General features: G+C 34.9%; 23 protein-coding genes. 1 reads left to right on the top strand and 22 read right to left on the bottom strand.

The window, feature by feature from the left end:
• Nucleotides 1-1,323 carry a replication-associated recombination protein A gene (locus HMPREF1495_RS04335; RefSeq protein WP_007591657.1) on the bottom strand — a complete coding sequence of 441 codons (1,323 nt, stop codon included), beginning with the start codon at nt 1,321-1,323 and terminating at the stop codon, nt 1-3.
• A gap of 126 nt (nt 1,324-1,449) precedes the next feature.
• Here HMPREF1495_RS04335 and HMPREF1495_RS04340 point away from each other — a divergent pair, with 126 nt between their 5' ends.
• Nucleotides 1,450-2,616 carry an MFS transporter gene (locus HMPREF1495_RS04340; RefSeq protein ID WP_034212372.1) on the top strand — a complete coding sequence of 389 codons (1,167 nt, stop codon included), beginning with the start codon at nt 1,450-1,452 and terminating at the stop codon, nt 2,614-2,616.
• A 53-nt stretch (nt 2,617-2,669) separates the two neighbouring features.
• Here the strand turns inward: HMPREF1495_RS04340 and fba are convergent, their stop codons facing one another.
• From fba to HMPREF1495_RS04445, 21 genes are all read right to left on the bottom strand, one after another.
• Nucleotides 2,670-3,533, bottom strand: a complete 864-nt coding sequence (gene fba, locus HMPREF1495_RS04345) for a class II fructose-1,6-bisphosphate aldolase (protein ID WP_007591653.1) — start codon at nt 3,531-3,533, stop codon at nt 2,670-2,672.
• A 2-nt stretch (nt 3,534-3,535) separates the two neighbouring features.
• Nucleotides 3,536-5,035 carry a threonine synthase gene (gene thrC / locus HMPREF1495_RS04350; RefSeq protein WP_034212373.1) on the bottom strand — a complete coding sequence of 500 codons (1,500 nt, stop codon included), beginning with the start codon at nt 5,033-5,035 and terminating at the stop codon, nt 3,536-3,538.
• 59 nt (nt 5,036-5,094) lie between these two features.
• Nucleotides 5,095-6,369 (bottom strand): zinc ribbon domain-containing protein, encoded by a 1,275-nt coding sequence (locus HMPREF1495_RS04355; RefSeq protein WP_034212375.1) that lies wholly within the window; start codon nt 6,367-6,369, stop codon nt 5,095-5,097.
• Entirely contained in the window at nt 6,350-7,225 is an 876-nt protein-coding gene (locus HMPREF1495_RS04360) for an ABC transporter permease (RefSeq protein WP_034212377.1), read from the bottom strand. The genes HMPREF1495_RS04355 and HMPREF1495_RS04360 overlap by 20 nt, the downstream gene beginning before the upstream one ends.
• Nucleotides 7,215-8,165 (bottom strand): ABC transporter ATP-binding protein, encoded by a 951-nt coding sequence (locus HMPREF1495_RS04365; protein ID WP_034212379.1) that lies wholly within the window; start codon nt 8,163-8,165, stop codon nt 7,215-7,217. The genes HMPREF1495_RS04360 and HMPREF1495_RS04365 overlap by 11 nt, the downstream gene beginning before the upstream one ends.
• Entirely contained in the window at nt 8,166-10,607 is a 2,442-nt protein-coding gene (locus HMPREF1495_RS04370) for a hypothetical protein (RefSeq protein WP_034212381.1), read from the bottom strand.
• Nucleotides 10,573-11,721 (bottom strand): sensor histidine kinase, encoded by a 1,149-nt coding sequence (locus HMPREF1495_RS04375; protein ID WP_242832848.1) that lies wholly within the window; start codon nt 11,719-11,721, stop codon nt 10,573-10,575. Before HMPREF1495_RS04375 ends, HMPREF1495_RS04370 begins: the two co-directional genes overlap by 35 nt.
• Entirely contained in the window at nt 11,696-12,403 is a 708-nt protein-coding gene (locus tag HMPREF1495_RS04380; RefSeq protein WP_034212382.1) for a response regulator transcription factor, read from the bottom strand. The genes HMPREF1495_RS04375 and HMPREF1495_RS04380 overlap by 26 nt, the downstream gene beginning before the upstream one ends.
• Before the next feature lie 12 nt (nt 12,404-12,415).
• Nucleotides 12,416-14,110 (bottom strand): LCP family protein, encoded by a 1,695-nt coding sequence (locus tag HMPREF1495_RS04385; RefSeq protein WP_034212384.1) that lies wholly within the window; start codon nt 14,108-14,110, stop codon nt 12,416-12,418.
• 153 nt (nt 14,111-14,263) lie between these two features.
• Nucleotides 14,264-15,142 (bottom strand): zinc ribbon domain-containing protein, encoded by an 879-nt coding sequence (locus HMPREF1495_RS04390; protein WP_034212386.1) that lies wholly within the window; start codon nt 15,140-15,142, stop codon nt 14,264-14,266.
• A 14-nt stretch (nt 15,143-15,156) separates the two neighbouring features.
• Complete coding sequence (locus HMPREF1495_RS04395; RefSeq protein ID WP_034212388.1) at nt 15,157-17,277, bottom strand: zinc ribbon domain-containing protein; 2,121 nt, start codon at nt 17,275-17,277, stop codon at nt 15,157-15,159.
• 26 nt (nt 17,278-17,303) lie between these two features.
• On the bottom strand, nt 17,304-18,398 hold the full coding sequence (locus tag HMPREF1495_RS04400) for an N-acetylmuramoyl-L-alanine amidase family protein (protein WP_034212390.1): 1,095 nt from the start codon (nt 18,396-18,398) through the stop codon (nt 17,304-17,306).
• A complete protein-coding gene (locus tag HMPREF1495_RS04405; RefSeq protein ID WP_034212392.1) occupies nt 18,395-19,021 on the bottom strand; it encodes a cytidylate kinase-like family protein in 627 nt (208 codons plus the stop codon). The genes HMPREF1495_RS04400 and HMPREF1495_RS04405 overlap by 4 nt, the downstream gene beginning before the upstream one ends.
• Nucleotides 19,022-19,185: 164 nt before the next feature.
• Entirely contained in the window at nt 19,186-20,100 is a 915-nt protein-coding gene (locus HMPREF1495_RS04410) for an RluA family pseudouridine synthase (protein WP_034212394.1), read from the bottom strand.
• Between the two features lie 17 nt (nt 20,101-20,117).
• Nucleotides 20,118-20,618 (bottom strand): signal peptidase II, encoded by a 501-nt coding sequence (gene lspA / locus HMPREF1495_RS04415; RefSeq protein WP_034212396.1) that lies wholly within the window; start codon nt 20,616-20,618, stop codon nt 20,118-20,120.
• Complete coding sequence (gene aroB / locus HMPREF1495_RS04420; RefSeq protein ID WP_034212398.1) at nt 20,603-21,691, bottom strand: 3-dehydroquinate synthase; 1,089 nt, start codon at nt 21,689-21,691, stop codon at nt 20,603-20,605. Before aroB ends, lspA begins: the two co-directional genes overlap by 16 nt.
• A 10-nt stretch (nt 21,692-21,701) precedes the next feature.
• The gene (locus tag HMPREF1495_RS04425; RefSeq protein ID WP_034212400.1) at nt 21,702-22,451 is read right to left on the bottom strand and encodes a YlmH family RNA-binding protein; all 750 of its coding nucleotides are present in this window, start codon (nt 22,449-22,451) and stop codon (nt 21,702-21,704) included.
• A 2-nt stretch (nt 22,452-22,453) separates the two neighbouring features.
• The gene (locus HMPREF1495_RS04430) at nt 22,454-22,981 is read right to left on the bottom strand and encodes a cell division protein SepF (RefSeq protein ID WP_034212445.1); all 528 of its coding nucleotides are present in this window, start codon (nt 22,979-22,981) and stop codon (nt 22,454-22,456) included.
• Between the two features lie 25 nt (nt 22,982-23,006).
• Nucleotides 23,007-23,687 carry a YggS family pyridoxal phosphate-dependent enzyme gene (locus HMPREF1495_RS04435; protein ID WP_034212402.1) on the bottom strand — a complete coding sequence of 227 codons (681 nt, stop codon included), beginning with the start codon at nt 23,685-23,687 and terminating at the stop codon, nt 23,007-23,009.
• Between the two features lie 8 nt (nt 23,688-23,695).
• Nucleotides 23,696-25,087, bottom strand: a complete 1,392-nt coding sequence (locus HMPREF1495_RS04440) for an HlyD family efflux transporter periplasmic adaptor subunit (RefSeq protein WP_034212404.1) — start codon at nt 25,085-25,087, stop codon at nt 23,696-23,698.
• Nucleotides 25,088-25,267: 180 nt separating this feature from the next.
• Nucleotides 25,268-25,687, bottom strand: a complete 420-nt coding sequence (locus HMPREF1495_RS04445; protein ID WP_009662563.1) for a hypothetical protein — start codon at nt 25,685-25,687, stop codon at nt 25,268-25,270.
• Nucleotides 25,688-25,751: the final 64 nt, after the last annotated feature.

Genomic DNA, 25,751 nt, shown 5'->3' on the forward strand with positions numbered 1-25,751 from the left:
TTATCTGTCCTTTTTTATTTTATTAAAATAGTCCTTGATTGATTTTTCAAATCCCATATCTGTAAGATTAAAAAACACCTTATCTTTTATCTCATCAGGCAGGTATTGTTGTTTAACATAATGATTTTCATAGTCATGAGCATATTTATAGCCCACACCTATTCCTATATCTTTTTCCCCCGTAAAATTTGCGTTTCTGATATGCTTTGGCACTTCAAAATCACTGTTTTCCTTCACAAATCTTAATGCTTCATTTATAGCAAGATATGATGCATTTGACTTAGGCGCACAAGCAATATAATTTGCCGCTTGAGCCAAAATTATCCTTGCCTCAGGCATACCGACTCTTTCAATTGCCAAAAAGGCATTGGTCGCAATACTTAAAGCATTCGGATCTGCAAGGCCTACATCCTCGGCCGCACATATTATGATTCTTCTGGCTATAAACTTTATATCTTCACCTGCATAGAGCATTTTTGCCAGATAATACATAACCGCATCGGGATCCGAGCCTCTCATACTTTTTATAAATGCCGATATGGTATCATAATGATTTGTTCCGTCCTTATCATACTTCACTATCTTTTTTTGAATACATTCACTTACGATATTTGTATCAATATGAATCTTTCCGTCTTCTGAAATATCTGTTGTAAGAATTGCCAGTTCCAAAGCATTCAATGCACTTCTTGCATCACCGTCCGCGCTTTTAGAAAGGAATTCTACAGCCTCTTTAGAAATTTCTACTTCATACCTTCCCATCCCTCTTTCTTTGTCTTTAATTGCTCTATCTAAAATGGTCTCTATATCCTGATATGAAAGCGGTTTCAATTCCAAAAGTCTTGATCTTGAAATCAAAGCCTTATTTACCTCAAAGAAAGGATTTTCCGTTGTTGCTCCGATTAAAATTACAGTACCGTCTTCTACAAAAGGAAGCAGATAGTCTTGTTGAGATTTATTAAATCTATGAATTTCATCGATAAATAAAATAGTTTTTTTCTTATACATTGAAAAGGATATTTTAGCTTCAGATATCGCTTCTTCCATCTCTTTTTTTCCGGCCGTAGTGGCATTAATTTGCTTAAAATTTGATTTGGTGGTATTTGCAATGATCTTTGCAATAGTTGTTTTTCCACATCCCGGAGGACCAAAGAATATAATCGAACTCAGTTTATCAGCCTTTATCGCCCTATATAAGAATTTGTCTTTACTCAAAATATGTTCCTGCCCTACTATCGAATCTAAAGAATCGGGTCTTAATCTTGAAGCTAACGGGGCATCCTCTTTTTCATTAACTTCTTTCATATAATCAAATAAGTCCATTTTTTCTCCATGTAGGTTGTTACCACTACTTTACCACATTTTTTCCAAATGTCAAATATCGAGTTATTAATTTATAAAGTAATATGATAGAATATAGTATTATATTTAATTTATTAAGGATAATTTATGGAAAAGAATCGTGAACAGATTTTTTTAAGATGTTGCCTTGGCTATTTTTTCAGCGGCATGGCAACTCTTATCATCGGAGCAACTTTGCCCCATCTTATGAGCGAAGTAGGACTCGACTATATAGGTGCAGGCAGTATACTGACTTTCTTTTATATCGGAAATTTTTTCGGAAGTTTCTTATATACCGCGCTGTCTGCAAGACTTGGTGACAAATTCAGTATTACACTTATGACATGCTTGTTATTCCTTAGTTTTGTTATTTTAATAAATACACCTCCCCTGATAATCATTAATATATTGATGCTTATCCTCGGACTTACAAAGGGATCAATTACACTTTTTAATAATTACTATGTAAATAATATGTATGAAAATCCCGCTCCCAAGGGTGCAATACTTAATGCCATGTTCGCAATAGGTGCATTTATATCACCTTTCCTTCTGTCATTTATTCTTTATCTGGGATTTAATTGGCGATATATTTTGGGACTTATAGCAATTATTGCGGCTTTGGTCGTAGCAGGATTTTTTACAACCAATAATGAGACTCTTCTTTTTTATAAAAATAATGCCAAAGGCTCGGTTGCAAACGGAACAAATAAAGATACGGAGTTTTTTAAAGATAAAAAGTTTTATATAAATACCGTACTTTTATTTTTCTACCTGGGATTTGAATACAGCGTAAACGGATGGTTTATCACTTATCTGAAGGATACGGGTATTATGAGCGTTTCACTTGCAACCACCCTTGTTTCGATTACCTGGATTGCCATTTTGATTTCAAGACTTTTTATAGCCAAAATAAGTCAAAATATATCTCCGAAAAAAATAATGGTATTTGACTCACTAGGACTTTTGATAGGCTTTATTATGCTTATCTCAACCAAAAATGTTTTCATTATTGTAATATCATTATTTATTTTAGGTCTCTTTATGGCCCCGGTATTTCCGCTAAGTTATGCTGTTTCAAAGGAATCACTGCACGGTTGTGCATTTGCAATGACAATGTTTACAGCACTTACAGCAATCGGCGGAATCATAACACCATATATCTTAGGCGTTATTTCCAATACCTTTAATATGAGTACTGCGGTATTTATGCTGATTGTAAATGCAATACTGATATTTATATTATCATGTATAAATTATAAATTTGAAAAATAGACATATAAAAAGGGCATCACAAATGTGACGCCCTAAAATTTTATCTTAATAAATCAAGCCTTGTTTGCTGAACCGAAGAGCTCTATCTTCTCTCTTACAGTTGCCTTGATAGCCTCAGCACCCGGAGCTAAAAGCTTTCTCGGGTCAAATCCCTTACCTTCAAGGTCCTTACCTGCTTCAATATACTTTCTTGTAGCCTCTGCAAATGAAAGCTGACATTCTGTATTAACATTGATTTTTGATACACCAAGGTTAATTGCCTTTTGAATCATCTCTGCAGGAATACCTGTACCGCCGTGAAGAACCAATGGAAGGTTTCCTGTTTTCTCCTGAACCTTTGCCAAAACGTCAAAGTTAAGACCCGGCCAGTTTGCAGGATACTTGCCATGGATATTTCCGATACCTGCTGCAAGGAAATCTACTCCGAGATCTGCAATCATCTTGCACTCATTAGGATCTGCAAACTCACCTGCACCTACAACACCGTCTTCCTCTCCGCCGATTGATCCTACCTCGGCCTCAAGCGACATTCCGTTTGCATGTGCCAAAGCTACAAGCTCCTTTGTCTTTTCAATATTCTCTTCGATTGAGAAATGAGAACCGTCAAACATTATTGAAGAAAATCCTGCTTCAATACATTTCTTACATCCCTCATATGAACCGTGGTCAAGGTGAAGTGCTACAGGAACTGTAATTCCCATCTCCTCTATCATTGCCTTTACCATTGCAGCTACTGTCTTATAGCCTGTCATATACTTTCCCGCACCCTCTGAAACTCCAAGGATTACAGGTGAATTCATCTCCTGAGCTACCGACAAAATAGACTTTGTCCACTCTAAGTTGTTGATATTAAAATGTCCTACCGCATAATGTCCGGCTTTTGCCTTATCAAGCATTTCTTTTGCTGATACTAACATATCTACCTCCTGTTGTTGAATAGAATATCTTCTACTTCTTTTTGCATATCTGCACTGTCACATTCTCTTGTATGTCGAATCTTTGCATCTTTTATCTCCAATATTGCCTTAGGAATTTCAGGTGCTCCGATCTCATGCAATTTGTCAATGACTTCAAAATCTCCCATATCCGGCTTTTGTCCAAAGATTGCTTCAAGTACACTGTCCGCAAACTTATATGGACTTGCTGTGGATGCTATGACCGTCTTTGTCATATCCTTTGTGGCATTTTTATAATCCTCATATACTGAGAATGCCACTCCGGTATGTGTATCTATAATATAACCTGTACTGTCATACAGAGATTTTATACCTTCAAAATTTTTCTTTTCATCAGCAAATCCGGCGATGAAGTCTTTCATAAAGTCCTTCATAGCTTCGGTAACTTCATATTTACCGCCTGCTGACAAATCTTTCATAAGCTTTGAAACATACTCTCCGTCACTTCCACAACTTAAATAAATCAATCTTTCAAGATTGCTTGAAATAAGTATGTCCATAGACGGTGAAGATGTTAAAACAAACTTACGATTTCTATCATAAACCCCATTTTCAAAGAAATCAAATAAAACTTTATTTTCATTTGAAGCACATATAAGTTTATCTATAGGTAATCCCATCTGTTTTCCAATATATGCCGCAAGTATATTTCCGAAGTTTCCTGTAGGAACACATACATTTATCTTTTCGCCTGCAACTATATCGCCACTTTCCAACAGCTTAACGTAAGCATATACATAGTAAGCTATCTGTGGCACAAGACGTCCTATATTTATGGAGTTTGCACTGGAAAGTTGTATTCCGTTTTCTGAAAGCTTTTTTGCAAACTCTTTATCGGAAAATATCTTTTTTACTCCGCTTTGTGCATCGTCAAAATTTCCGTGTATTGCTACTACATCCGTATTGTCACCCTTTTGTGTCACCATTTGCAATCTCTGTACATTGCTGACACCGTCCTTAGGATAGAATACTATAATGCCTGTACCCTCAACATCACAAAATCCCGACATTGCAGCCTTACCCGTATCACCGCTTGTAGCTGTAAGAATAACTATTTTATTCTTTATACCGTTTTTCTTGGCAGCTGTTGTGAGCAGATGAGGCAATATTGAAAGAGCCATATCCTTAAATGCTATAGTATCACCGTGGAAAAGTTCCAGAAAATACGCCCCTCCCGCCTTTACAAGCGGTGCAATCTCTTCCGTATCAAACTTTTCATCGTATGCTTTTTCTATACAATCCGTCAATTCTTCCTTTGTATAATCACTCAAAAGAAGCTTCATTACCTCATAGGCAACTTCCTGATATCTTTTCCCCTTTAAATCTTCCAAAGCAAAATCGAACTTCGGAAATTTTTCAGGCATAAACAGTCCGCCGTCATCCGCCAATCCTTTAAGAATAGCTTCTGACGCATTTACTCCGGTCTCTTTGCCTCTGGTACTTTTATACTTTATGAATTCCATTCTAAACTCCTATTTCTAGATTGTCTAAACTATAACATATATATTAAAAATAATAAAGTTTATTTTCTGCTTTCTATTCTCGACCTTCCGATTATTCTTGTACCCAGGTCTATATCCTTACAATACTCAATCTTTTCAGAATAATTATTATTGAAATCTATCTGGTTTATACCACGGTTTTTTACACTTGCGGAAGTCATATTGTAGTCAGCCGCAACTTTGGATATATAGAGAAAATATCCCACTATACTTCCCACCAAGGTAAACCAAAAAATATTGCTATGTAAATTATCTGTAAAATAAAGTATTGCCATGATTATTGCAAATATCGGTAAAACATACATAAGTCCGGACAGATAAAGTTTTCCCATATCCAGAGGTAATTTACCCACTACCTTTCCCGTCTGTCCGTTTACACTGAAGAAAAAGTGCTTATTACTGTCTTTATCATTGTACGATATTGCCCAAACCGGCAACATGGCATACTTAAAAATTCCCTGACCTATGGTGAAATCATTGTTTACCACACTTACACTTTCTCCCGTCATAGAATCTCTTACCACCTTTGCAGAGTATCTATATACATCATCTTCTATAGAAGACATAAGAGCTTCTTTTTCTATATCCTTTTTCTCGGCAACAAATCCGCTTAAATATGAAGAGTCAAAATCTATCGCACCGTTAAAATCAAAAGGATATACAGACTCTACAAGAACTTTGTTTGACTTTGCAAGTGCAAGCTTCGGGAGATTTTTAATATCCACATCTCCTTTTCTTATAATTCTGAAATGCTTTTCATAAGTCACCCTGTAATTTCCTTCAGTTCTTGAATATGTCCTGCTTCCTTCTCTGTCAAGATCCACAAGTACATTTGTGTCATACAGCCAGTATGGGAAATATACTCCGTTTATTTCTTCGATTTCTTTCTTGTCATTGAAAAAACTCTTCGGCACAAATTTCTTTGTCTTCATCCAGTTTTCAAAAGATTCAAGGGCTCTTGCTCTGTCCACCTTAAAAGGTATAACTTTTGTAGGCATCTGTGATCTCTCAAGTTTTCCGGACATCACTATAGGATTTTTACAATAATAGCATGTGGTTGCTACGGTAGTCTCATCCGTTACAATATTTGCGCCGCAACTTGGACAGTGATATTCAAGATACTCACCATTGTCTCCGTCTTCAACCACATCTTCATCTTGAGACATAAGGCTTAAGTTTTTTACCTCTTCCTCCGTATAAACCGTATTACAATATTCACAATTAAACTTCCCAAGTGTTGCAGAATACTTTACCGGACCGCCACAATTTTTACATTTATAAATTACTGTTGCCATGCTTCCTCCAAGTCTTACCATGCGGTTTAATTTTTAATACAGACAATGCCAAAAATACAATTGACAATACCGAATCCAAAAACATATTTATGTAAAACCAATTATTATACCAAAAAAGGCTTACCAATATATCCGTACTGTCTTCTCCCATAATCTTTGATAGCAAAAAATCTATGCTGACTAAAGGATTAAACAACAAAACAAACTTACTGAATCTGATAAAAACAATTCCGAAAAATCCGTTCTCATCCGTTACAAACGAATTTGCAGATAAAAAATATAATATCAATGTTCCTATAAAGAGCCCTAAAACTCCCGAATACAGGAGAGCTGTTGCAACACTTGTCCTCATAGATATACTTGAGCAAAATATCCCCATTGAAATAATAAGTACTACAAACACAACAAAGTTTATAACAAGTTTTATAATATCGGGAACAGTTATTCCGCCATATAAAAATAAAATTGCCATAATCGGTAATTGTGATATCAGTATAAGCATAATCGAGGAAAATAAACTCAAAAACTTACCGAAGACTATATTTTCTGCGGTCATCTTTGTAGTCAGTAATATTTCAAGTGTTCCCCTTTGCCTCTCATCACTTATTGCACCTGCTATAAAACTTGGTGCCACAAATATAAGTAAAAGCGCAGGAACAAATATAACTATTCTGAATATTTGTAAAAAAGAAGTATAGTCTATAAATGACGTTTTCCTTGCAAAGTCTACAACATCATTCATCTCTATCAGAGTAACTGCCGCCACAATAAAGTTAAATACAAGAATAGCAATTGAGAGTTTCATACTTCTTGTACTTACCCTGTGTTCCCTTTCATAAATCGGATTAATATTCATTGCTAAAAATCACGCTTTCATTTGAATGGTTTGTAACCTTAATAAAATATGATTCCAGACTTCCCGGTTCTCTTATAAATTCACTTACTAAAACATTGTTTCTTATAAGTTCCGACAATAATCCGGCTTCATCTATCTTTTTACCCTCAAAGTATACCATAAAATAGCTGTTATCTACAGATAAAAATCTGACATTTTTATTATTTTTTAATATTTCAAGTGCTAAATTTTCATTATTTAATACCTTTATTTTTATAGGGTTTGCCCCCTCAACTTTTGCCAGTATTTCTTCAACACTTCCGGATATTATCATCTTTCCGCCTTCTATAATTCCTATGTCCGTACAGATTTCTGAAATCTCCGATAAAATATGTGAGCTTAAAATCACCATTTTACCTGCAGCGTTTAACTCCTGTAAAAGTTCCTTAAGCTCGTATCTGGCTCTCGGATCAAGTCCGCTTGCAGGCTCATCCATAATGATAAGTGCGGGATCATGTATTAATGCTCTTGCTATACAAAGTTTTTGCTGCATTCCTCTTGAAAGCTCGTTCAAATAAAACTCTCTCTTATCAGTCATACCGACCTGCTCCAAAAGAATTTCCGACTTCTTTCTTGCAAGATACCCGGTCAGACCGTATGTAGAAGCAAAGAACATCATATATTCAAATACCGTCATATCATCATAAATTCCAAGCACATCCGGAACGTAACCTACCGTTTCCTTTGAATTTTTCCGATCGTCACATAGATTTATATCATCAAAAAATATACTCCCTTTATCAGGATATATAATTCCCGAAATAATCTTTATAGCGGTTGTCTTACCTGCACCGTTTGGACCGACAAGTCCGTAAAGTGCTCCATCCGGTATTCTTAGGCAAAGATTTGATAATGCCGGATGTCTTCCATATGATTTACTTATATTTTTTATTTCTAACATCTATTTTTCCACACCTAAAACACTTACCATCGGCAAAGCGGTTTCCAAATTCCCGTTTTCTATATTTGAATATCTTACTCTGATAGTATTTGTATCCGACAGATATGTCAACAACTCCAATATAGAGAAATTGTTCTTTGAAATATAATCAAAGTTTCCGGTTTTAAAATTATACAAAGCAATATTTCCCTTAAAGACCTTCACACTGTCACTGTATCTTGTATCTGAAAATATATCTGATATCTGCTCAAATTTTACTTGTGCGATGTTTATATTTTCCCCCAAGAAATACTCAAGTACCGTAGCTTCATTGCTCTTTAGTGCATTGTCTATATAAGAATAATCTCCGCTAAGCACTATAGGCATCTTTAAAAGCGACTGTCTGTAAATTTTTCCGTCTTCTATAGAATTTACAGGTATAACAGATGTAAGCAATGTCAGTCCGCTACCCTCCATGGTATTATTAAAAAATATAGGATTTGAGAGTGCCGTATCCGAAAATGCGATAATTCTTGCATCTGCAGTATATCCGTTGGAATTTTCTCCAAGATAAAATGAAAGGAAATTTGAGACATTTAAAAGCTGCATATATTTCTCGGTGTCCATACCGTTCACACTGCCGTTTTGATTTATCGTAGTTTCTCCAACCATTCCTGTAATAATTCTTGAAGTAATATTAAAGTCTGTCAAAGGTATATTTATAAACTGACAATTATCTATCTGCTTTGTCTCTCCCTTATCAAAGTCTCCAAGCAGCGCAATTTTCCCATACAGAATAAGGGTGGCATTTTTTACCTTATAATCATAATTATTTGTAATTTCAACACTTAAACTTCCGTTAAAGAAATTTATTTCACCTGTAAATCCTTCGTTGTTCAAATTCTCTATTGTTTTATCCAGCTTCCAGATATTTGAAGCAAATGCACCTACATGATTTAGAGAAATATTTTTTGTGTACTCCTCATTATCAATATTTACAGATGTAGACTTATTTAAAACTCTTCTGTCGTCCACATCCGACCTGTCTCTTATTACCGGTATAACAGAGTAATTTGAATCTATAACCACATTATAAAGCTTATTATAAGGATTTCTAAGGTTTACATATGTGGATTCCGATACATCCAGATCTCCGGCTTCATAAACCGTAACATAGTTGTAGAATGTTGTGGTAAACCTTGTTCTGCCGTTATATATAATAATTACCGCCAGTAATAATAAGGACATAAGCACTACGATCTTCCTGTAATATATTGCAAGTCCATAGTCTTTTAAATATATAAAAGAAATAGGTCCTATTAAAAGTACATAAGCAATAAATATCAAGGTATAAACAGTCATAGGCGGCAACTTATTGGTTTCCGACGAATTTAATATAGGCTCAATATTTTGGAATGTATCATCTGAAACTTCACTTTGCTTTGAAAAATTCTCTATCCTCTCATCTCCCAGGACGGCCGAAACAATATATCTTGCAAACTGAGTATTCTCTGCCGCAAAATCATTTAAATCACAAAAGTCAAAACCTGCAACCGCTATCAATCCTTTTTGCTTATTTACAGAAGTTATTAGAGGAAAATCTCCGTCTGAGAGAAGGACATTTCCTCCATGCATATTTATTGATGTAGTGTAGAGATCGATACTTTTACTTTCATTGTTAAATGTAAAGTTCAAAGTATTCATCTTCGGAGAATCATATATGTCCTCCAAAAGCTCAGGAGCATATCTTCCGATCGTATCATCAGCTCTTTGACCTGTACCCATTACAAGGACTCCTCCCTGTTTTACCCAATTCATCAATGCTCTGGACTGTTCCGTTGACAAATCTCTTATTCTAAAGTTACTGATTATAATCATATCCAGCTGTTCAAGTCCTGAACTTGACTTCGGAAATGATCCTGCAGCCAAATTTACCGTATTCAAATTTAAAAGGCCGAAATTTATTGCCACATCGTCAAAGTAATCCAGCTTATTTTGACTGTCACTAAGTAAGCCAACCATTATTTTTGAACGGTTGGCTTCCATATTCAAAGATACATCTTTTTCTATTATTGTTTTTTTATTTTCATCTTTCAGTACAACTACAATTTTATTCACTTCATTGCTGATTCTTATATAATAATCAGTCAAATAAATTTTCTTTTGCTCAAGATTTACATTGTACTCATAAGCATATTTTTTATTATCCGCCTCAATAAATTCAATAGATACTTTTCCGGTAAAATTATCATTTGTGAAATTTTTATAATATACATGAATAGGGAGGTATCTCCCTCCCTTTGCTATATTCCCGTAACCGTAGCTTATATCTATAGTTATTTCCTTATTTGGTTCAGTTGCAGATAATGTGTTAATAGGAAATTGTACTGCAGACAGTAAAAATAATACCAATGATAATAAAAGTATTTTATTCAGTCCTCTTAAAATTTTCCCTTTCAACATCTAACTCCTTTGGTAATGTTACGCTGAATATTGTTCCGCTCAAATCACTGCTTACATCAATAATTCCATGGTGAAGCTCTGTGATATTTTTTGCTATGGCAAGCCCAAGTCCGGTTCCTCCCGTATTAGAATTTCTGGCCTGATCCACTCTGTAGAATTTGCCGAAAATAAGAGGTAACTCGTTTGCCGGAATAACTTTACCATAGTTGATTACCGCAATCTTTACTATTTTCTTTTCAACAGAAATTTTTATATCTATTCTTTTTCCGTCAGCACCGTATTTGATGGCATTATTAATAAGATTATCAAATAATCTTGCCAATAAAGTACCGTCTCCGTCTATTACACACGAATCCTCATTTGTATTTACACTGCAAGTAATACCTTTATTTTCAAAATTAGGGTAAAACTCCTCCATAAGCTGACATAAAAGTTTTATAATATCAATTTTATCTATTTTCAATACAAGTTTTGATGAATTTGTCTTTGTGAAGCTGAAAAGACTCTCAATAAGATCCTGCAGCTTCTTTGACTTTTCATAAACTATTTTCAAATACTCTTTTTTAGTCTCCTCAGACAAATCTCTTTTATTTATCAAATCCAGATATCCGAGTATTGATGTCAACGGAGTTCTGAGGTCATGAGCAATATTTGTAACCATCTCATTTTTGGACTTTTCATTATGTCTCTCACTCTCCATTAAAACTTTGATTTCCTCAGCCATCTTATTGATACTTGCGGCTATCTCTGAAAACTCGTTATCGCCTTTTACATCAATATTTGTATTCAAATCTCCGGCCGAAATCTTCTTTATTGCCAAAAGTATGTCATCTATATACTCAAATGACTTTCTTTGCAAAATCCAAAATGAAAGTGCAAATACTCCTATGCCGAATACAAGTAAAATCAGAATAACAACCAGGTCGCTTCCGTTACCCCTTATCAAAAGAGTATCATTTTCACGATTTATTATATGCAATCCTGAGAACATCGAAATATTGCTGAGCAAAAGAGTTTCTACCAAAATAGAAATCACCAGACTGAATAGTATGTTAATTATTACTTTAGTCTGAAATTTCTTTTCCAAATCATCTCTCAATTTTATATCCAACACCCCATACAGTAGTTATAATCTTGTTTTCTCTTTCATCTTCATTCATTTTTCCGCGAAGTCTCCTTATATGAACCATTACTGTGTTATTGGCCTCATATACCTTTTCATTCCATACTTTTTCAAAAATTTCATCTGTTGAGAATACTCTTCCGGCATTACTTGCAAGCAAATATAAGATATCGAACTCTATAGGTGTAAGTTTAACTTCTTTTCCCTCTATGACTACCTTATGATTATCTTTGTTTATAGACATTCCCTTAAGTCTTATCTCATTAGGATCGTCCTTTTCCAAAACGGTACTGTTCGGATTAAGCTGAGTATATCTTCGAAGCTGTGATTTAACTCTTGCCGTCAGCTCTAAGGTATTAAAAGGTTTTGTAACATAGTCGTCCGCACCTGTTCCAAGTCCAAGTATCTTATCAAGATCCGCACTCTTTGCACTTAGAAGTATTATAGGAAAATTATGTGTTTCTCTTATCTTCTTACACATCTCCAGTCCGTCCATACCGGGCATCATTATGTCAAGTATTGCAAGATGTATATCTTCGTTCTCTATTATCTTCAATCCGTCTTCCGCACTGTTTGCTTTAAAAACTTTATATCCGTCACTGACCAGATAAATTTCAACAAGGTCAGCAATCTCCTTTTCATCATCTACTACTAAAATATTTGTATCCGCCATTATATTCTCCTTTTATTCACTGCTTGTTTCACTTTCGCCTTCAATTGCAGCTTCAGTTATATTCTCTTCAGGTTGTGTATTTTCATGTGACTCATGTTCCTGTGTCTCATCAGGATGCTCACCCTCATTATTTTCATGATGCTCCTCACCTTCACTCTTATGAGGACTTATACCTATGGCACCGTCCAAATTGGAGTCCAGAGTTATATCGGTGCTCTCTTTGTCGGCTCCCATACCTGTATCCTTGATAATTTTATTACTTATCTTAACCAGCGTCTCACTCGGGGTATAGCTGTATCCCGGTATCTTACCGTAAAGCATCTCATGAAGAGCTATAACATTTGATTTCAATGTTATCGGAATAACATAATCTCTCTTATGCATTTTCTTTGTATCTTTATCAAAAGGGAATCCTGTTGTTTCACTCAGATGATATTTTGATATATCCTTTGCAAAAGGTATAAGATTATCTATTCCTACATTAGTAGCTGTCTGAGGCAGAACAGCCACCAAAATACTGTACAAAGTAGAGAAATTTGCGTTCTTAGCCTTATCAAAAGCAAGGCTTACAACCTTTCTCTGTCTCTCCGTTCTGTTAAAATCAGTATCCATAAGTCGCAGTCTCGCATATGCTACAGCCTGAACTCCGTCAAGGTGATTCATTCCCGCATGCTCAAGCTCATATGATCCCACGCCTGTAGCCTCTACAGTCTTTGCAATAAATGAATTCATATATTTAAACTCAGCATCCGTTATCTCAAGGTCTACTCCGCCAAGTATATTTATGGCGTCAATTACCGCCTTCCAGTTCACCGTTATATAATCCTTTATATCAAGGTCAAGGTTTCTGTTTAGAGTCTCCAGAGCCTGTTCAGGTCCGCCTTCTACATAGGCCTGATTGAACTTATGGAATTTTCCGTCCTCATCTATCATTGAATACATATCTCTATAGATTGATATAAGCTGTATATCTCCGCTTTCTCTGTCTACATTGACAATCATATTCACATCACTTAATGCACCCTTTTCCACATTTCCGTCTCTTGAGTCCACACCGAAAACTGCCACGGTATAGTAACCCTTTTGATTTTTAACATAGTGGAATGCAAAATAAGTTCCTCCTCCTACTATTGTAAACAGTAATACCAAAAGGAAGAGTCTTGTCAAAAAACCTCTTTTCTTTTTAGGTTTTTTAACTCTTTCTTTTTCGACTTTTTTCACAGTCCTTGGATTCACATTTTTCGTAACTTTTTTAGTTTTAACGATCTTTTTGGTAACAGGCTTTGTAACCTTCTTTTTAACCACCTTTTTAGGTGCCTCTTCTCTTTGAACGGTCTGAGTTCTGTATACTTCATCCCTTCTTACTACAGCTTTTTGACTGCTTTTTGGCAAAGGAATTTTTATTCCGCCGGTTTCCTCATTATCATTAGTATTACTTTTTATATTTCTTCCGTTCTTTATCTTTGAAGATTTCTTTGAACCTATGATATTTATCTTATCCGGTTTCTTTTCCACTTTTCTTATATTCTGTCCGATTTCTTCAAGTTTCTTATTGTTTTCACTTAATGTTTTAAGCAGTTTTTTATTTTCTTCTTTAAGTTTTTCTTCTTCTCTAATTTTTTTAAGCTTAGCTAAATCTTTTAAGTATTTTTCAAAATCTTCACTGTCAGCTTCACTAAGTTCTCTGTAAAAATCATCATCTCTCATTTTGGAGTAATGCTCCTTTCAAGAAGTACTTCTATATATTCTATCATAGATGAAAACAATATACACTAAGAAAAATAGAATAATAAGTGATATTTCTATAAAAAAGGCGGGCAAAAGCCCACCTTAAAGTATTAAACGCTATCTCTTAATATTTTATTTAGAAAGTGATACTCCTTTTGACTCCGTATCATCTGATGCCATCTCTCTTGCAATCTTTGCAGCCTCATCTACATAGGAAGGTGTTGCTTCTTTAGCCTTTTTCGCATCTTCAAGGCTGTGCCCGCATTTAGTGCAAAAACTTGAAGTTTCAGGACACTCGTTACCGCAACTGTCACACACAACAGTATTTAATTTAACCTCATCCTTTTGCTCTTTTTGAGGCTTTGACGCCGCAGCCTTTGAAGCGGCTGCAGATACATTACTTGCCACATTTGTAGCTACATTGCCTGCTTTATTGAGTATTTCTTTTGCATAGTCCACATTCATATCCAAAGCGGCCGCATTCTCATCAACTTCAGTTCTGCCGGTTTTTAATATACCGTATACAGATAATATTAGATTTATAAGTAATATCAACAGGAATATCCATACAAAGAATGTACCCTTCATTTCATCCGCATGTAAACCTGATAAAGCATTCATTATTATAAACTCTGTAAATCCTAAAGATATATTGAGCAAATAAATAACGTGAACAAATATATAGCTGCCCTTACCTGTAGCTTTTTTATTTAACAGCCACATAACAATATTTACTATAGGATAAATTATAAATAATAATGTATATCCCTTTATGGCAGCCAATCCGCTAAGATCAAGACCATCAAGCTTCAATGTTGCCATGCTGAATAAAGAAAAACTCTTCTTTAAGTCATCTCCGAAAAATCCGTAACTGAAATCAACTTTCAATACCGGAATAAAGAAAAACAGTGTAATTAAAGCAGATAGAACAAATAATATATTCAAAACACTGAGCCCTTTATTATTGATAACCAAGTCATTGTTTTTTGTTCTTTTTATACCTTTAAACATTCAATCTACCTCCTTTATAAAATTTCTTTTCCACAAGATGAACAGAACTTATCACCTGCATTGTTTTCTTGACCGCAGTTGGAACAAAATACCTTATCACTTGGCTTAGCCCCGCTTACATATTCTTCTTTTTCTTCACTCACAACTTCCGTATCCTGTGTATTTTCCGGAGTTTTATCCGCTACTACAGCTTCCCTAACATCATACTTTTTAATACTTACCGTATTGCTTGTTGTATTAACAGGTGCATCTGCAACAACTACATTATTCTTATTCTTCTTTGATTTATTAAACAAAATCAGAAGGAGTATAGCTATTATCAAAATAAATACAAATGCAACAGCTGCAAAGACAATATATATAGTAAAGTTTGTACGAACGCTCACAAAGAATGGAGAACTGTAATTTGACATCATAACATTCTCACCCTTTACAATGAAGTCATTGCCCTTAAACTTTGCTTCTGCGTTTTCAAAACTTCCTGCCAAGTATAAATCCTTATCTACAGGCTTACCGACATTTTTAACTATGTATTCATATGAATCAACATTTCCTGATGTGAAAATCTCAGGATTAAAGTCATCCATAAATGAAATTCTCTGCTTTGTTACAAAAAGGCCCTTCTTGTCTACGTCCAAGCTGCTGATTGATCTTGTGTATCCTGTAGTTTCTTCCCACATCTTGGCATCTTCTTCAATAGTACCGGAAGAAGATATCTTAACTTCAAGATCCTTGCCGTTTAAAGACACTTTATCAAGCTTTATCTTGCTGTTAGAAAGAACACTCTTAAGTTTTTCCTCAAGAGACTTTACATCATCCTCGTTGAAAGACTCACTGAAAACCACGGTAATATCTCTTTTTATCTTACCTGTAGGAGTAATCTCAACGATATGCTTGTATTTGCTTACATTCGGCAAAATATTCACATTCAGCTTTATATCAAAAGTTGAACTGTAACCGCTGTAAAGCAAAGTATTTGCATCACCGCTCATTGCAGAACGTAAAACTGTAGATGAGTATCCTGTACCGTCTGTTATAGTTCCTTCATAATTATTCTCTGGATTTACATAATAATCAAAGCTTACGGCATTATTGTAATTACTGATATAGTCTTCCAAATTTATATACTCATTAAGAGTATAATTTTTAGAAAACAAATGTCTTTTATCTACAGCATCCGATGTATCGGATGTGGATTCAGTGCTCTCCTCGGTACTTTCTTTACTCTCAGACTCCACCTGAGTCTCCTCTGAGACTTGAGTATCCTTTGCAGCTGAACCGGTCGTACTGTCAAGACTTTTTCCGGTAAACTTTTCAGTCATCTTTTTACAGTCATCTGCACTTAAAGCCTTACCCTCAACAGTGAAAATATGTGAATTATTTGCTTCCGACCATGTTCCTGTTCCGACTTCACCCGATCTTTCAGCCATAAATTTATCTATATCATCTTTAGCCTGATCATAGCTGGTATTCGGAATATCTATAGCAATACTTCTGTCAATACTTCCGTCTTTGTTTATAACTGTATTGAACTCGATACCGTTAATAGGCAAATACTTTGTAGTATTTACATCTATTATGCTCATATTGGCATCTTTTTCATATTCCTCACCTGATATACTAAGGCTGACCTGACTTGTAGAGAATATATAAATCTCATATGAAGATGTAATATATTCATTATTCATCATTCCGTCACGCATCCATTTTAGAAGGTCTTCAGTGCCGAAATTTTCCTGAAATGCAACTCCCTTTGCAAATGCGGTATTTGATCTTAAAAGTGTCACCTTCGGTTCTATGTCGCTTCCGACAGCTTTTAATATATTTCCAACCTTTTTCTCATAGTCATCTTTTGATGAGAAATTTATAGTAAATACAGCAACAATATTTGAATCATCCTGTGTAACGGAAGTGATTTCAATATCTTCAGGACAGAGCGACTTCAATGTTGCCGCTACGGTTGCAAAATCTTTTTGAACATATGATGTATAGTCTGAATTTGATATTGTATATGTCATAACTCTGCTTCCGGCAAAGGAATCATCAAAATTCATATCTGTTTTAACAACACCGCCACATGCTGTAAGAAGCAAAAATGCCAATATACATATAAGATATTTTAATTTATTTTTCATAATACTCCCTAAATTTTCACTTGATTTTATCTTCCGAAATAACTGTCAATACCGTCAGCAAGTCCCTTTGACAGTTTTTTCAGTTCATCTTTTCCGTGATCCGATGTTTTATCTCCCAATTCAATATCAATCGACGGAACAGTTGAATAAGATGTCTGTGTAAGATCCATCTCCATTCTTCCCTTACTGAAAATCTTTGTTCCGTTTGAAGACAATCCGTTTATCAAAGACTTACCGAGGGCTTCATGCTTTTTCCAGTTTGAAGCTACAGGTTCCATACTTCTGTATGAGTCCACTTCAGGAACACCCATATAAAACGCCCCCTTATCTGCATTTGTGGAATCCCAATGCAATGCTATATGCGCAGAAGCAACATTATTGGCTATTACCGTTCTTGCAATATTGTCAAGCTGAACATCACTGCCGTCACGAATCATCAACACATTATATCCTCTGGATAAAAGCTCGTCTTTCAGTATCTTTGCCATCTCAAATGTTACGGTACTTTCAGGTGTACCGTCTGCGAATGTCATACCCTCGGAAACGGCAATAGCTGTGGAGGCTCCGGCTTTTGTGGTACCGCTTGTTACCTTTGGGGTTCCGTCAGGATGACATTGTGTTTTTTGTGAAGAGCCTCCCTTTGTACCATGTCCGGCATTTACGGCTATAGTTATACCGTTACCGTTTTCACTCGGCTTATAGAGCACGCTTTTACCTGAATTTATCTTTGAAAATGATGCATACTGCCAACTTGGATCAAGCCCTATTTCTCCGGCTTCTTTTACCTCAGATTTTTTTGCCTCGGTTTCAGCCTGAGTTTCCTTGACTGTGGTAGTTTCTTCTATAGCGGCGGTCTCCGACACGGTAGTCTTTGAGGCAGCTGTTGAAGTAACTTCAGTACTGCTCTCAGGCTCTTTAGAGCTCTGTGCAGTTGTTGAATCCTTATTGCTCCTTGTCACCTTTCTTACGACATCCGTCTGCACTACCTTTCCGTCCGCACTGCTTTCCACACTTACAGCAGATGAAGTTTCAACCGTATTCTTAGTACTTGAATTATTACCGCCACACGCCGTCAAAACTCCTGCTAAAAGCATAGCCTGACAAATAAACTTTAATCTCATAATAAACCTTTTATCTTTGCAAATATTTTAATAAGTTCTACACTTCCTTCAAGCCCAAGTGTTGAACTGTTTACAGTCAAATCATAACTTCTTGAGTCTGCCCATCTCTTACTTGAATAATAGTTATAATAGCTTGACCTCTTCTTGTCTGTCTTTACCATAATATCCTTTGCTTTATTGGCTTCAATATTGTTGGTTTCCATAATTCTCTTAATCTTGTCCTCATCATTTCCTGTAATAAATACTGAAAACGCATTCGGATCGTCAGCCAAAGCATAATCTGCGCATCTTCCGACTATAATGCATGACTCCTCGGATGCAAGCTTTTTAATAGTGTCAAACTGTGCCAAAAAAATCTTATGATTTATAGGCATATCCATATAGGATGAAGATGTATATCCCAAAGAATAAGTATCCATCACAAGAGAGTATAAAAATGAACTTGTCGGCTTCTCATCATGAGTCTCAAACAACTCTGCAGCAAGTCCGCTCTCTTTAGCAGCCCTGTTGAGTATTTCTTTATCATAGCATTTTATACCCAATTGCTCAGCCAGCATCTGACCGATCCTTCTTCCACCGCTTCCGCACTGTCTACCTATGGTAATAACCAATCTATTGTCCATACCTACCTCCTAAATAATCAATTTCCGTCTACATATTTTTCACAACACTAAAAAATGTAAACACAGATAATTTATATGTATTATTATATAACAAAAAAAGCAGAATGTATATATATCTGTCTTTCAGTTGTCACTTTTTAGCTAATGTTTATGCTGTTTTATATTTAATTCTTTCTAAATTTTCTTAATATTTCGTTAAAGTAATCCGGAACAGGTGCTTCAAATTCCATATATTCATTTGTTCTCGGATGTATAAACCCCAGCACCTTTGCATGAAGGCATTGTCCCTCCAGCTTCATATTTTCTTTTTTCCCCGAATACACTTCATCACCAAGCAGAGGATGATGTATATATGACATATGTACTCTTATCTGATGAGTTCTTCCGGTTTCAAGTACACATTCAATATATGTATAGTTATTCAATCTTTCAAGGACTTTATAATGAGTCACCGCTCTCTTTCCGCCTTTATCCACAGCCATCTTCTTCCTGTCATTTTTCGATCTGGCTATCGGAGCGTCCACAGTCCCCTCATCATCTTTAATATTTCCGGTAACTATAGCAACATATTTTCTGGTAATACTGTGTTCGGCCAATTGTTTTGCAATATGCTGATGAGCATTATCATTTTTACATGCAATTATTATACCTGTGGTATCCATATCTATCCTATGCACTATTCCCGGTCTTAGCACTCCGTTTATTCCGGAGAGATTATCCTTGCAATGATATAAAAGTGCATTTACCAAAGTTCCGCTATAATGTCCTGCAGCCGGATGAACCACCATACCCTTAGGCTTATTTATAAGTATTACATCATCATCTTCATATACTATATCAAGCGGTATATTTTCAGGGAGAATTTCAAGCGGCTCGGGCTTAGGTATAGCCAGATTTACACTGTCACCGTCTTTCAGCCTGTAATTTGCCTTTACGGCTTTTTTGTTTACACAAGCCTTACCCTTCTTAATCAAATCCTGAATATACGATCTTGAAAAGCTCTCAAGATTCATCGCAAGAAATACATCTATTCTTTTGTCAATATCCGATTCTTCCACTTTTATTTCAAAGTTATCCATTTATCTCCAAACTAAAATTATTTTTTATAAAATTCCAATTCGTTTTCTTTGTATACAAATACAAGGCATAGAAAAAGTATAAAAGTTCCTACCGTTACACATATATCTGCAAAATTAAATATAGGAAAGTTAATAGGTTTAAAATAAATAAAGTCGACCACATAACTTCTTATTATTCTGTCAATAAAATTACCGATTGCACCTGCAAAAATCAAGCCTCCACAAAACAGCAAAGGATAATAACGCTTATCTGAAGGCAACTTAAAAAGCAAATAGATTATACCCAATAAAACCGCTACGGTAATTATATAAAAGAAAATATGCATTCCCTGCAATATTCCGAAAGCCGCACCGGAGTTTTCCGAATACCAGAAATACAATACATTATCTATAAGAGGATAAGCAGGAGCATCTTTTAATTTCATCATAACTTCATATTTACTCCACTGGTCAACTCCCACCAATATTGCAACCATAATAAAAAATGATGCAAACTTATAAACTATATTTCTTTGCATATACTCTTCAACGCCTCCACCATATCTTCTTTATTAACACTTCTGTCTATATACGCATCTCCTATTTTATTTAATAGAATAAACTTTATTTGTCCGGCTTCCATCTTTTTATCATTAAATGTAGCTTCAAAAACATTCTCTACATCTATATCCGTTCCGGTATCAAGCGAATAAATTTCCATCAAATCACTAAGAAACTTTCTGTCATCTTCACCGAATTTATTCCTTTTTATACATATATCAAATGCAGCAAGCATTCCAAGCCCCACACATGCTCCATGTGAAAGGCTGAAGTTCTTTTCTTTTTCAATAGCATGACCCAAAGTATGTCCGAAGTTTAATATAGCTCTTTGACCTTTTTCATAAGGGTCGTTTTCCACAACCTCTTTTTTAATCTTCTGACTTGTAAGTACCATATCAGCCAAGGCTTTTATATCACCCGACAATATTTTTTTATGATTTTCAAAAAGACTGTAATAATAATCTTTGTCAAATATCAACCCATGTTTTATAACTTCGCCCATACCTGAAGAGAATTCCGCTTCAGGCAAAGTATTTAAAGTATTTATATTTACATATACAAGTTTCGGCATATAAAACGCTCCAACCATGTTTTTGAAATGTTTGAAATCAACTCCTGTTTTACCTCCGATACTTGAATCCACCTGCGAAACTAAAGTCGTCGGAATTTGCACAAAATCGATTCCCCTAAGATATGTGGCTGCAGCAAATCCGCAGATATCACCTACCACACCTCCACCCAGAGCAAGTAAGATATCTTTTCTGTCAAACTTATTAAAAATCAAAGTATCATATATTCCTGAAACAGTTTCAAGATGTTTATTCTGTTCTCCGGCTTCGAATATATGCGTAAATACTTTTAGTCCGTCAAGTTCTTCTTTTACCTTATCAAGATATATTTCAGCCACATTTGAGTCTGTGACAATACAAATTTTTCTGTTTTCTATATCAAATTTACTTAATTCATTTTTTAAGTCAGAAAAGTCATCATAAATAACAATGTCATAACATGGCTTATTTTCAAAGTTAACTTCTAATCTATTTAAATACATTTGTTAATCCTTATTTAAAAATTTCCGTTTCCGCAAACAGTCTGCCTTTTTTGGATAAAGCACTTATGCCCAAAAATTTTGCTCTACCAAGCCCTCGTACCGTTATAATATCCCCTGATTTTATTTTTGATGAATGTGAAAAACATTGTCTTGAATTTATAAACACCTTACCGGCATCAATATACAAATTAACCTTACTTCGTGAAATATTGTATATCGAACATATTATTGAATCCAATCTCTCGGAAGGAATATTTATCTTTTTATATTCCACTCTGTTTACCGCCTTCAATTCATCCGCACTTTCTCTCTCCAATACGACTTTTGTGCGTTTAACCGTAGTAAGCTCGCTTATTATAGTTTCCGACATACTCTTAAACGTAATTATATGTGCCGTATTGTCTACTATACATATATCACCCACCATATGCCTTTCAATGCCCAGATTCATCAATGCACCCAAAAAGTCACGATGAGTAAGATCGTCTGCAAACTTTTTATTAACCGGAGCAATCTTAATATATTCCAGCATATCGAATCCAGGAATATTATCACAATAAAAGCAGACAATTTTTCTTTCCGCTTCAGAATAACCGCCAAACATAACATGTCTTATATTCGGGAGATCCTTCTGAATTGTTTCAAAAATTGTCTGCTCATTTAAATTCAAGAACATGGAATACGTAACAATGTTCTTAAAATATGCGTTTCTTGCTAAATCTAAAAACTTATTTCTTAGAAATAGTTCTTCTTTTTCCAAAATTATAACCTCATACCATATCCTGAAGCGTCTGCACTGCTGCGTTCTATACTTCCCGAGCCACCAAGTAAATCAACAAACTCACCTGATAAACTTATATTTGAAGGTGTAACGATAAAAATACTGTCAGAGATGCTCTGAAGATTTCCTTCCATATCGTAAGCAGCTCCGCAAATAAAATCTACTATTCTCTGTGCAACAGCGATTCTTACATCTTCAAGGTTAAGAACAACCGTCTTACCTTCTTTAAGGCTGTCAACCACATTTCTTGACTCTTCTACAGATGTAGGTCTGAACATTGTAACTTCCATATCTTTTCTGATAGGAATAACTTTGTTAACCTTAGTATTTCTGCTTGCAACTTTAGGCCTCATAGGCTCTTCTTCTTCTACCTGCTCGCTTGCGTTTTTGATATCTGTATCATACTCATCATCTTCATACTCATCGACTTCGACAATATCATCATCATAAGATTCATCATCGCTATCATTCACTCGTAAATACTTTTTGATCTTATCAAAAAATTCCATCTTCACGTGTTCTCTCCAATCTTTTTTATCTTTTCCCAAATATTCCTGTACCAACTCTTACCAAATTTGCACCTTCTTCAAGCGCTACAGTATAATCGCCAGACATTCCCATTGATAAAAATTCTACTTCTATATTATCATAGTTTTTCTCAATTATGTCAACAGATATTTTCTTTATTTTCTTGAAATTTTTTCTATTTTCCTCCGATTTTTCTACATTTGGGGCAATTGTCATCAATCCTTTGATATGTAGGTTCTTATATCGTGCAAATATAGGTAAAATCTCATCAAGTTCTTCTTCCAGGAAACCGTATTTTGAGGCCTCTTTTGCAATATTAATTTCAAGCAATCCGTCAACATGAATACCTTTTTTTCTCGCCTCAGTATCTATCGTATCCGCAAGTCTTATACTGTCTATAGAATGTATAAGTACGGTATTACCTAAAAGTTGTCTGACTTTATTTGTCTGCAAATGTCCAATCATATGCCATCTGATATCTTTCGGCAGTTCCTCTCTTTTTCTTAAAAGCTCCTGCACCTTATTTTCTCCGAAATCTCTTACTCCGCTTTCATAAGCTTCCATAATAAGTTCATTCGGTTTTGTTTTGCTTACAGCAATAAGAGTTACATCATTTATATTTCTACCGCTTTTTTCACAGGCGACTTTCATATCGTCTATAACATTTTGTAAGTTTTCCTTAACCATAGTTTCTCCTATTGATAAATAAAATCTCCTTCTTTAAAACTGTCAGGATTCAATAAAATATGATCATATACCTTTAAACCGTATTTGGTACCCTTATCTACAATATAGAATTCCTTATTCGATCCGAGTATATCTATATTCTTAAATACCGTAAATCCTTTATTTATATTGTATACTCCCAACAATTTTTCCTTGTTTGAAACCTCAAATATCTCATTTGAATCAGGTTTTATCAATTTATCACCGGATGCTATATCCTTATTTTCTGTACTGATATAGCAATTTGTATCCGTAATCTTGATTATATCTTCCGGCACAAAAACCGTTGAAGTCGTACCGTCTTTATCCACCTGCTTATAAAATCCGTCGCTTACACCATCTCCACCCTTTGCCATATATTCAACAGGTATAGTATAGAAGTCTTTTTCAAGCACACATTTGGACGGAATCTTTAAGCCGTTTACAACTGATGATTGTATATCAAACTCCGCATATCTGTTTGAAATAAATTGTACCATATATTTATCAAATGTCAATTTTCCCAGACTATATCCGTCTTTTGTTTCTACAACAGAGTAATCTCCTGTAAGTGTCAGACCATTTGATTTAAATTTTACAGTCAAAGCCTTCTTTTCTGCATATAGCTCTTCCTCACCTTTTTCAAATTCAAAATATATACTCCATGATTCACTGTTTACAATCCTATAAACCTTTGTTTCCGCCTCTATAAGCTGTTCATTCTTTATATAACTTATAGGATGTTTTGATGTATCAAAATCGCTTTTAGTCAGATCTTCCTCTTTTTTCTCGGCAATATCATCCATAGCATATGATATTTCTCCGGAATAAGGTGAGGTAACCACATTAAGACTCAAACCGTTTTCATTTGAAATATTATCAATATTTTCTATGTTTATTAAATTCGAATATTCGCTTGCAGCATTGTCCAATAAATATTTTGTATCATAGACATACTCAAAATCAGAATCCGAATAGTTGGAGGCGAAATTTGAAAGCTTCTTTTTCATTTCAATAACACTCGAATCCGATATGGTATCTTCTTTTCCTGACGACGCCTCCATAAGCTTCTTTAAATCTCCGGTAGCATCAAGGGAATATACTCTGCTTCCTACAGCCGCTCTTTTACCGTCTCTCATATATATATTTATATATCCTCCATCCGGTGAAACTTGAACACTCTCATCTCTTAGTATAAGTCCGGTGTGCGTCTTATTCTCGGACATACTTCCCTCAACCACTTCATTATATCTTATCTGTTTTCTTGTAGCAAATTTAACAAGAATTAATATCAGATAAAAGAATACAAACAGGAATATTATAACACCCACATTAATAATTCTTTTTTTTCTATAGGGAATAATTTTTTTAGAATCAGCCAATTTTATTCTCCTTAAAAAAGCAAGCCATTATTGCCTGCATAAATACAATTCTCTACATTATACTGCACAAGAGTGTTTTTTTCAATTAAATTTAAAAAAGGCAGACCTCAAAATCGAGTCTGCCTTTATCTGTTAAATCAGATAATTCACGTACAAAATTATATGATATTATTTTCTTTATTATAATGCTACAGAAACATTCTTCTTTGCATTTTCAGGTAGATTTGATGCATCCGTTGAAACACTTAAAACGAATGTGATTCCATATTTCTCTCCCAATGTCTCTATACGATCGATTGTTGAAGTAATATCTGCTCCTTCAAGTACCGCCAGTTTTAAAAAGCTGTCCAGGAATATAGCTTCAATATCATGATCGGATGAAATGAGTCCTGCCAGGAATCCTACAAAACCGTCTGCTGACATGATAGGAAATTCACTAACATTAATAAGTCTTATCTTGTTATTAAGTTCATACATATGCTTTGAACTCTTGTCAAGATAAATGACTGAGCCGTTTGCCTTTGAAACAGTTTCATTGGCTCTTTCAAGTAAAATCTTTGTTTTTCCCTTACCCTTCTCTCCTGCAATAATAGAAACCATGGTAACGTCCTCCTTAAACTTACTGTTATCAAATATAAAATAATATAATGATATTATAAAATAT

This window comes from Lachnoanaerobaculum sp. MSX33, assembly GCF_000512995.1.
Lineage (GTDB): Bacteria > Bacillota > Clostridia > Lachnospirales > Lachnospiraceae > Lachnoanaerobaculum.

Bases quoted from the DNA above. Each gene is read 5' to 3' on its own strand.
- lspA (WP_034212396.1), bottom strand. From the start codon at position 20,618: ATGCAAAGAAATATAGTTTATAAGTTTGCATCATTTTTTATTATGGTT.
- HMPREF1495_RS04340 (WP_034212372.1), top strand. From the start codon at position 1,450: ATGGAAAAGAATCGTGAACAGATTTTTTTAAGATGTTGCCTTGGCTAT.
- aroB (WP_034212398.1), bottom strand. From the start codon at position 21,691: ATGTATTTAAATAGATTAGAAGTTAACTTTGAAAATAAGCCATGTTAT.
- fba (WP_007591653.1), bottom strand. From the start codon at position 3,533: ATGTTAGTATCAGCAAAAGAAATGCTTGATAAGGCAAAAGCCGGACAT.
- HMPREF1495_RS04400 (WP_034212390.1), bottom strand. From the start codon at position 18,398: ATGAGATTAAAGTTTATTTGTCAGGCTATGCTTTTAGCAGGAGTTTTG.
- HMPREF1495_RS04395 (WP_034212388.1), bottom strand. From the start codon at position 17,277: ATGAAAAATAAATTAAAATATCTTATATGTATATTGGCATTTTTGCTT.
- HMPREF1495_RS04445 (WP_009662563.1), bottom strand. From the start codon at position 25,687: ATGGTTTCTATTATTGCAGGAGAGAAGGGTAAGGGAAAAACAAAGATT.
- HMPREF1495_RS04380 (WP_034212382.1), bottom strand. From the start codon at position 12,403: ATGGCGGATACAAATATTTTAGTAGTAGATGATGAAAAGGAGATTGCT.
- HMPREF1495_RS04360 (WP_034212377.1), bottom strand. From the start codon at position 7,225: ATGAATATTAATCCGATTTATGAAAGGGAACACAGGGTAAGTACAAGA.
- HMPREF1495_RS04405 (WP_034212392.1), bottom strand. From the start codon at position 19,021: ATGGACAATAGATTGGTTATTACCATAGGTAGACAGTGCGGAAGCGGT.
- HMPREF1495_RS04370 (WP_034212381.1), bottom strand. From the start codon at position 10,607: ATGTTGAAAGGGAAAATTTTAAGAGGACTGAATAAAATACTTTTATTA.
- HMPREF1495_RS04410 (WP_034212394.1), bottom strand. From the start codon at position 20,100: ATGGATAACTTTGAAATAAAAGTGGAAGAATCGGATATTGACAAAAGA.
- thrC (WP_034212373.1), bottom strand. From the start codon at position 5,035: ATGGAATTCATAAAGTATAAAAGTACCAGAGGCAAAGAGACCGGAGTA.
- HMPREF1495_RS04385 (WP_034212384.1), bottom strand. From the start codon at position 14,110: ATGAGAGATGATGATTTTTACAGAGAACTTAGTGAAGCTGACAGTGAA.
- HMPREF1495_RS04365 (WP_034212379.1), bottom strand. From the start codon at position 8,165: ATGTTAGAAATAAAAAATATAAGTAAATCATATGGAAGACATCCGGCA.
- HMPREF1495_RS04355 (WP_034212375.1), bottom strand. From the start codon at position 6,369: ATGGCAACAGTAATTTATAAATGTAAAAATTGTGGCGGTCCGGTAAAG.
- HMPREF1495_RS04390 (WP_034212386.1), bottom strand. From the start codon at position 15,142: ATGTTTAAAGGTATAAAAAGAACAAAAAACAATGACTTGGTTATCAAT.
- HMPREF1495_RS04435 (WP_034212402.1), bottom strand. From the start codon at position 23,687: ATGGTTAAGGAAAACTTACAAAATGTTATAGACGATATGAAAGTCGCC.
- HMPREF1495_RS04335 (WP_007591657.1), bottom strand. From the start codon at position 1,323: ATGGACTTATTTGATTATATGAAAGAAGTTAATGAAAAAGAGGATGCC.
- HMPREF1495_RS04430 (WP_034212445.1), bottom strand. From the start codon at position 22,981: ATGGAATTTTTTGATAAGATCAAAAAGTATTTACGAGTGAATGATAGC.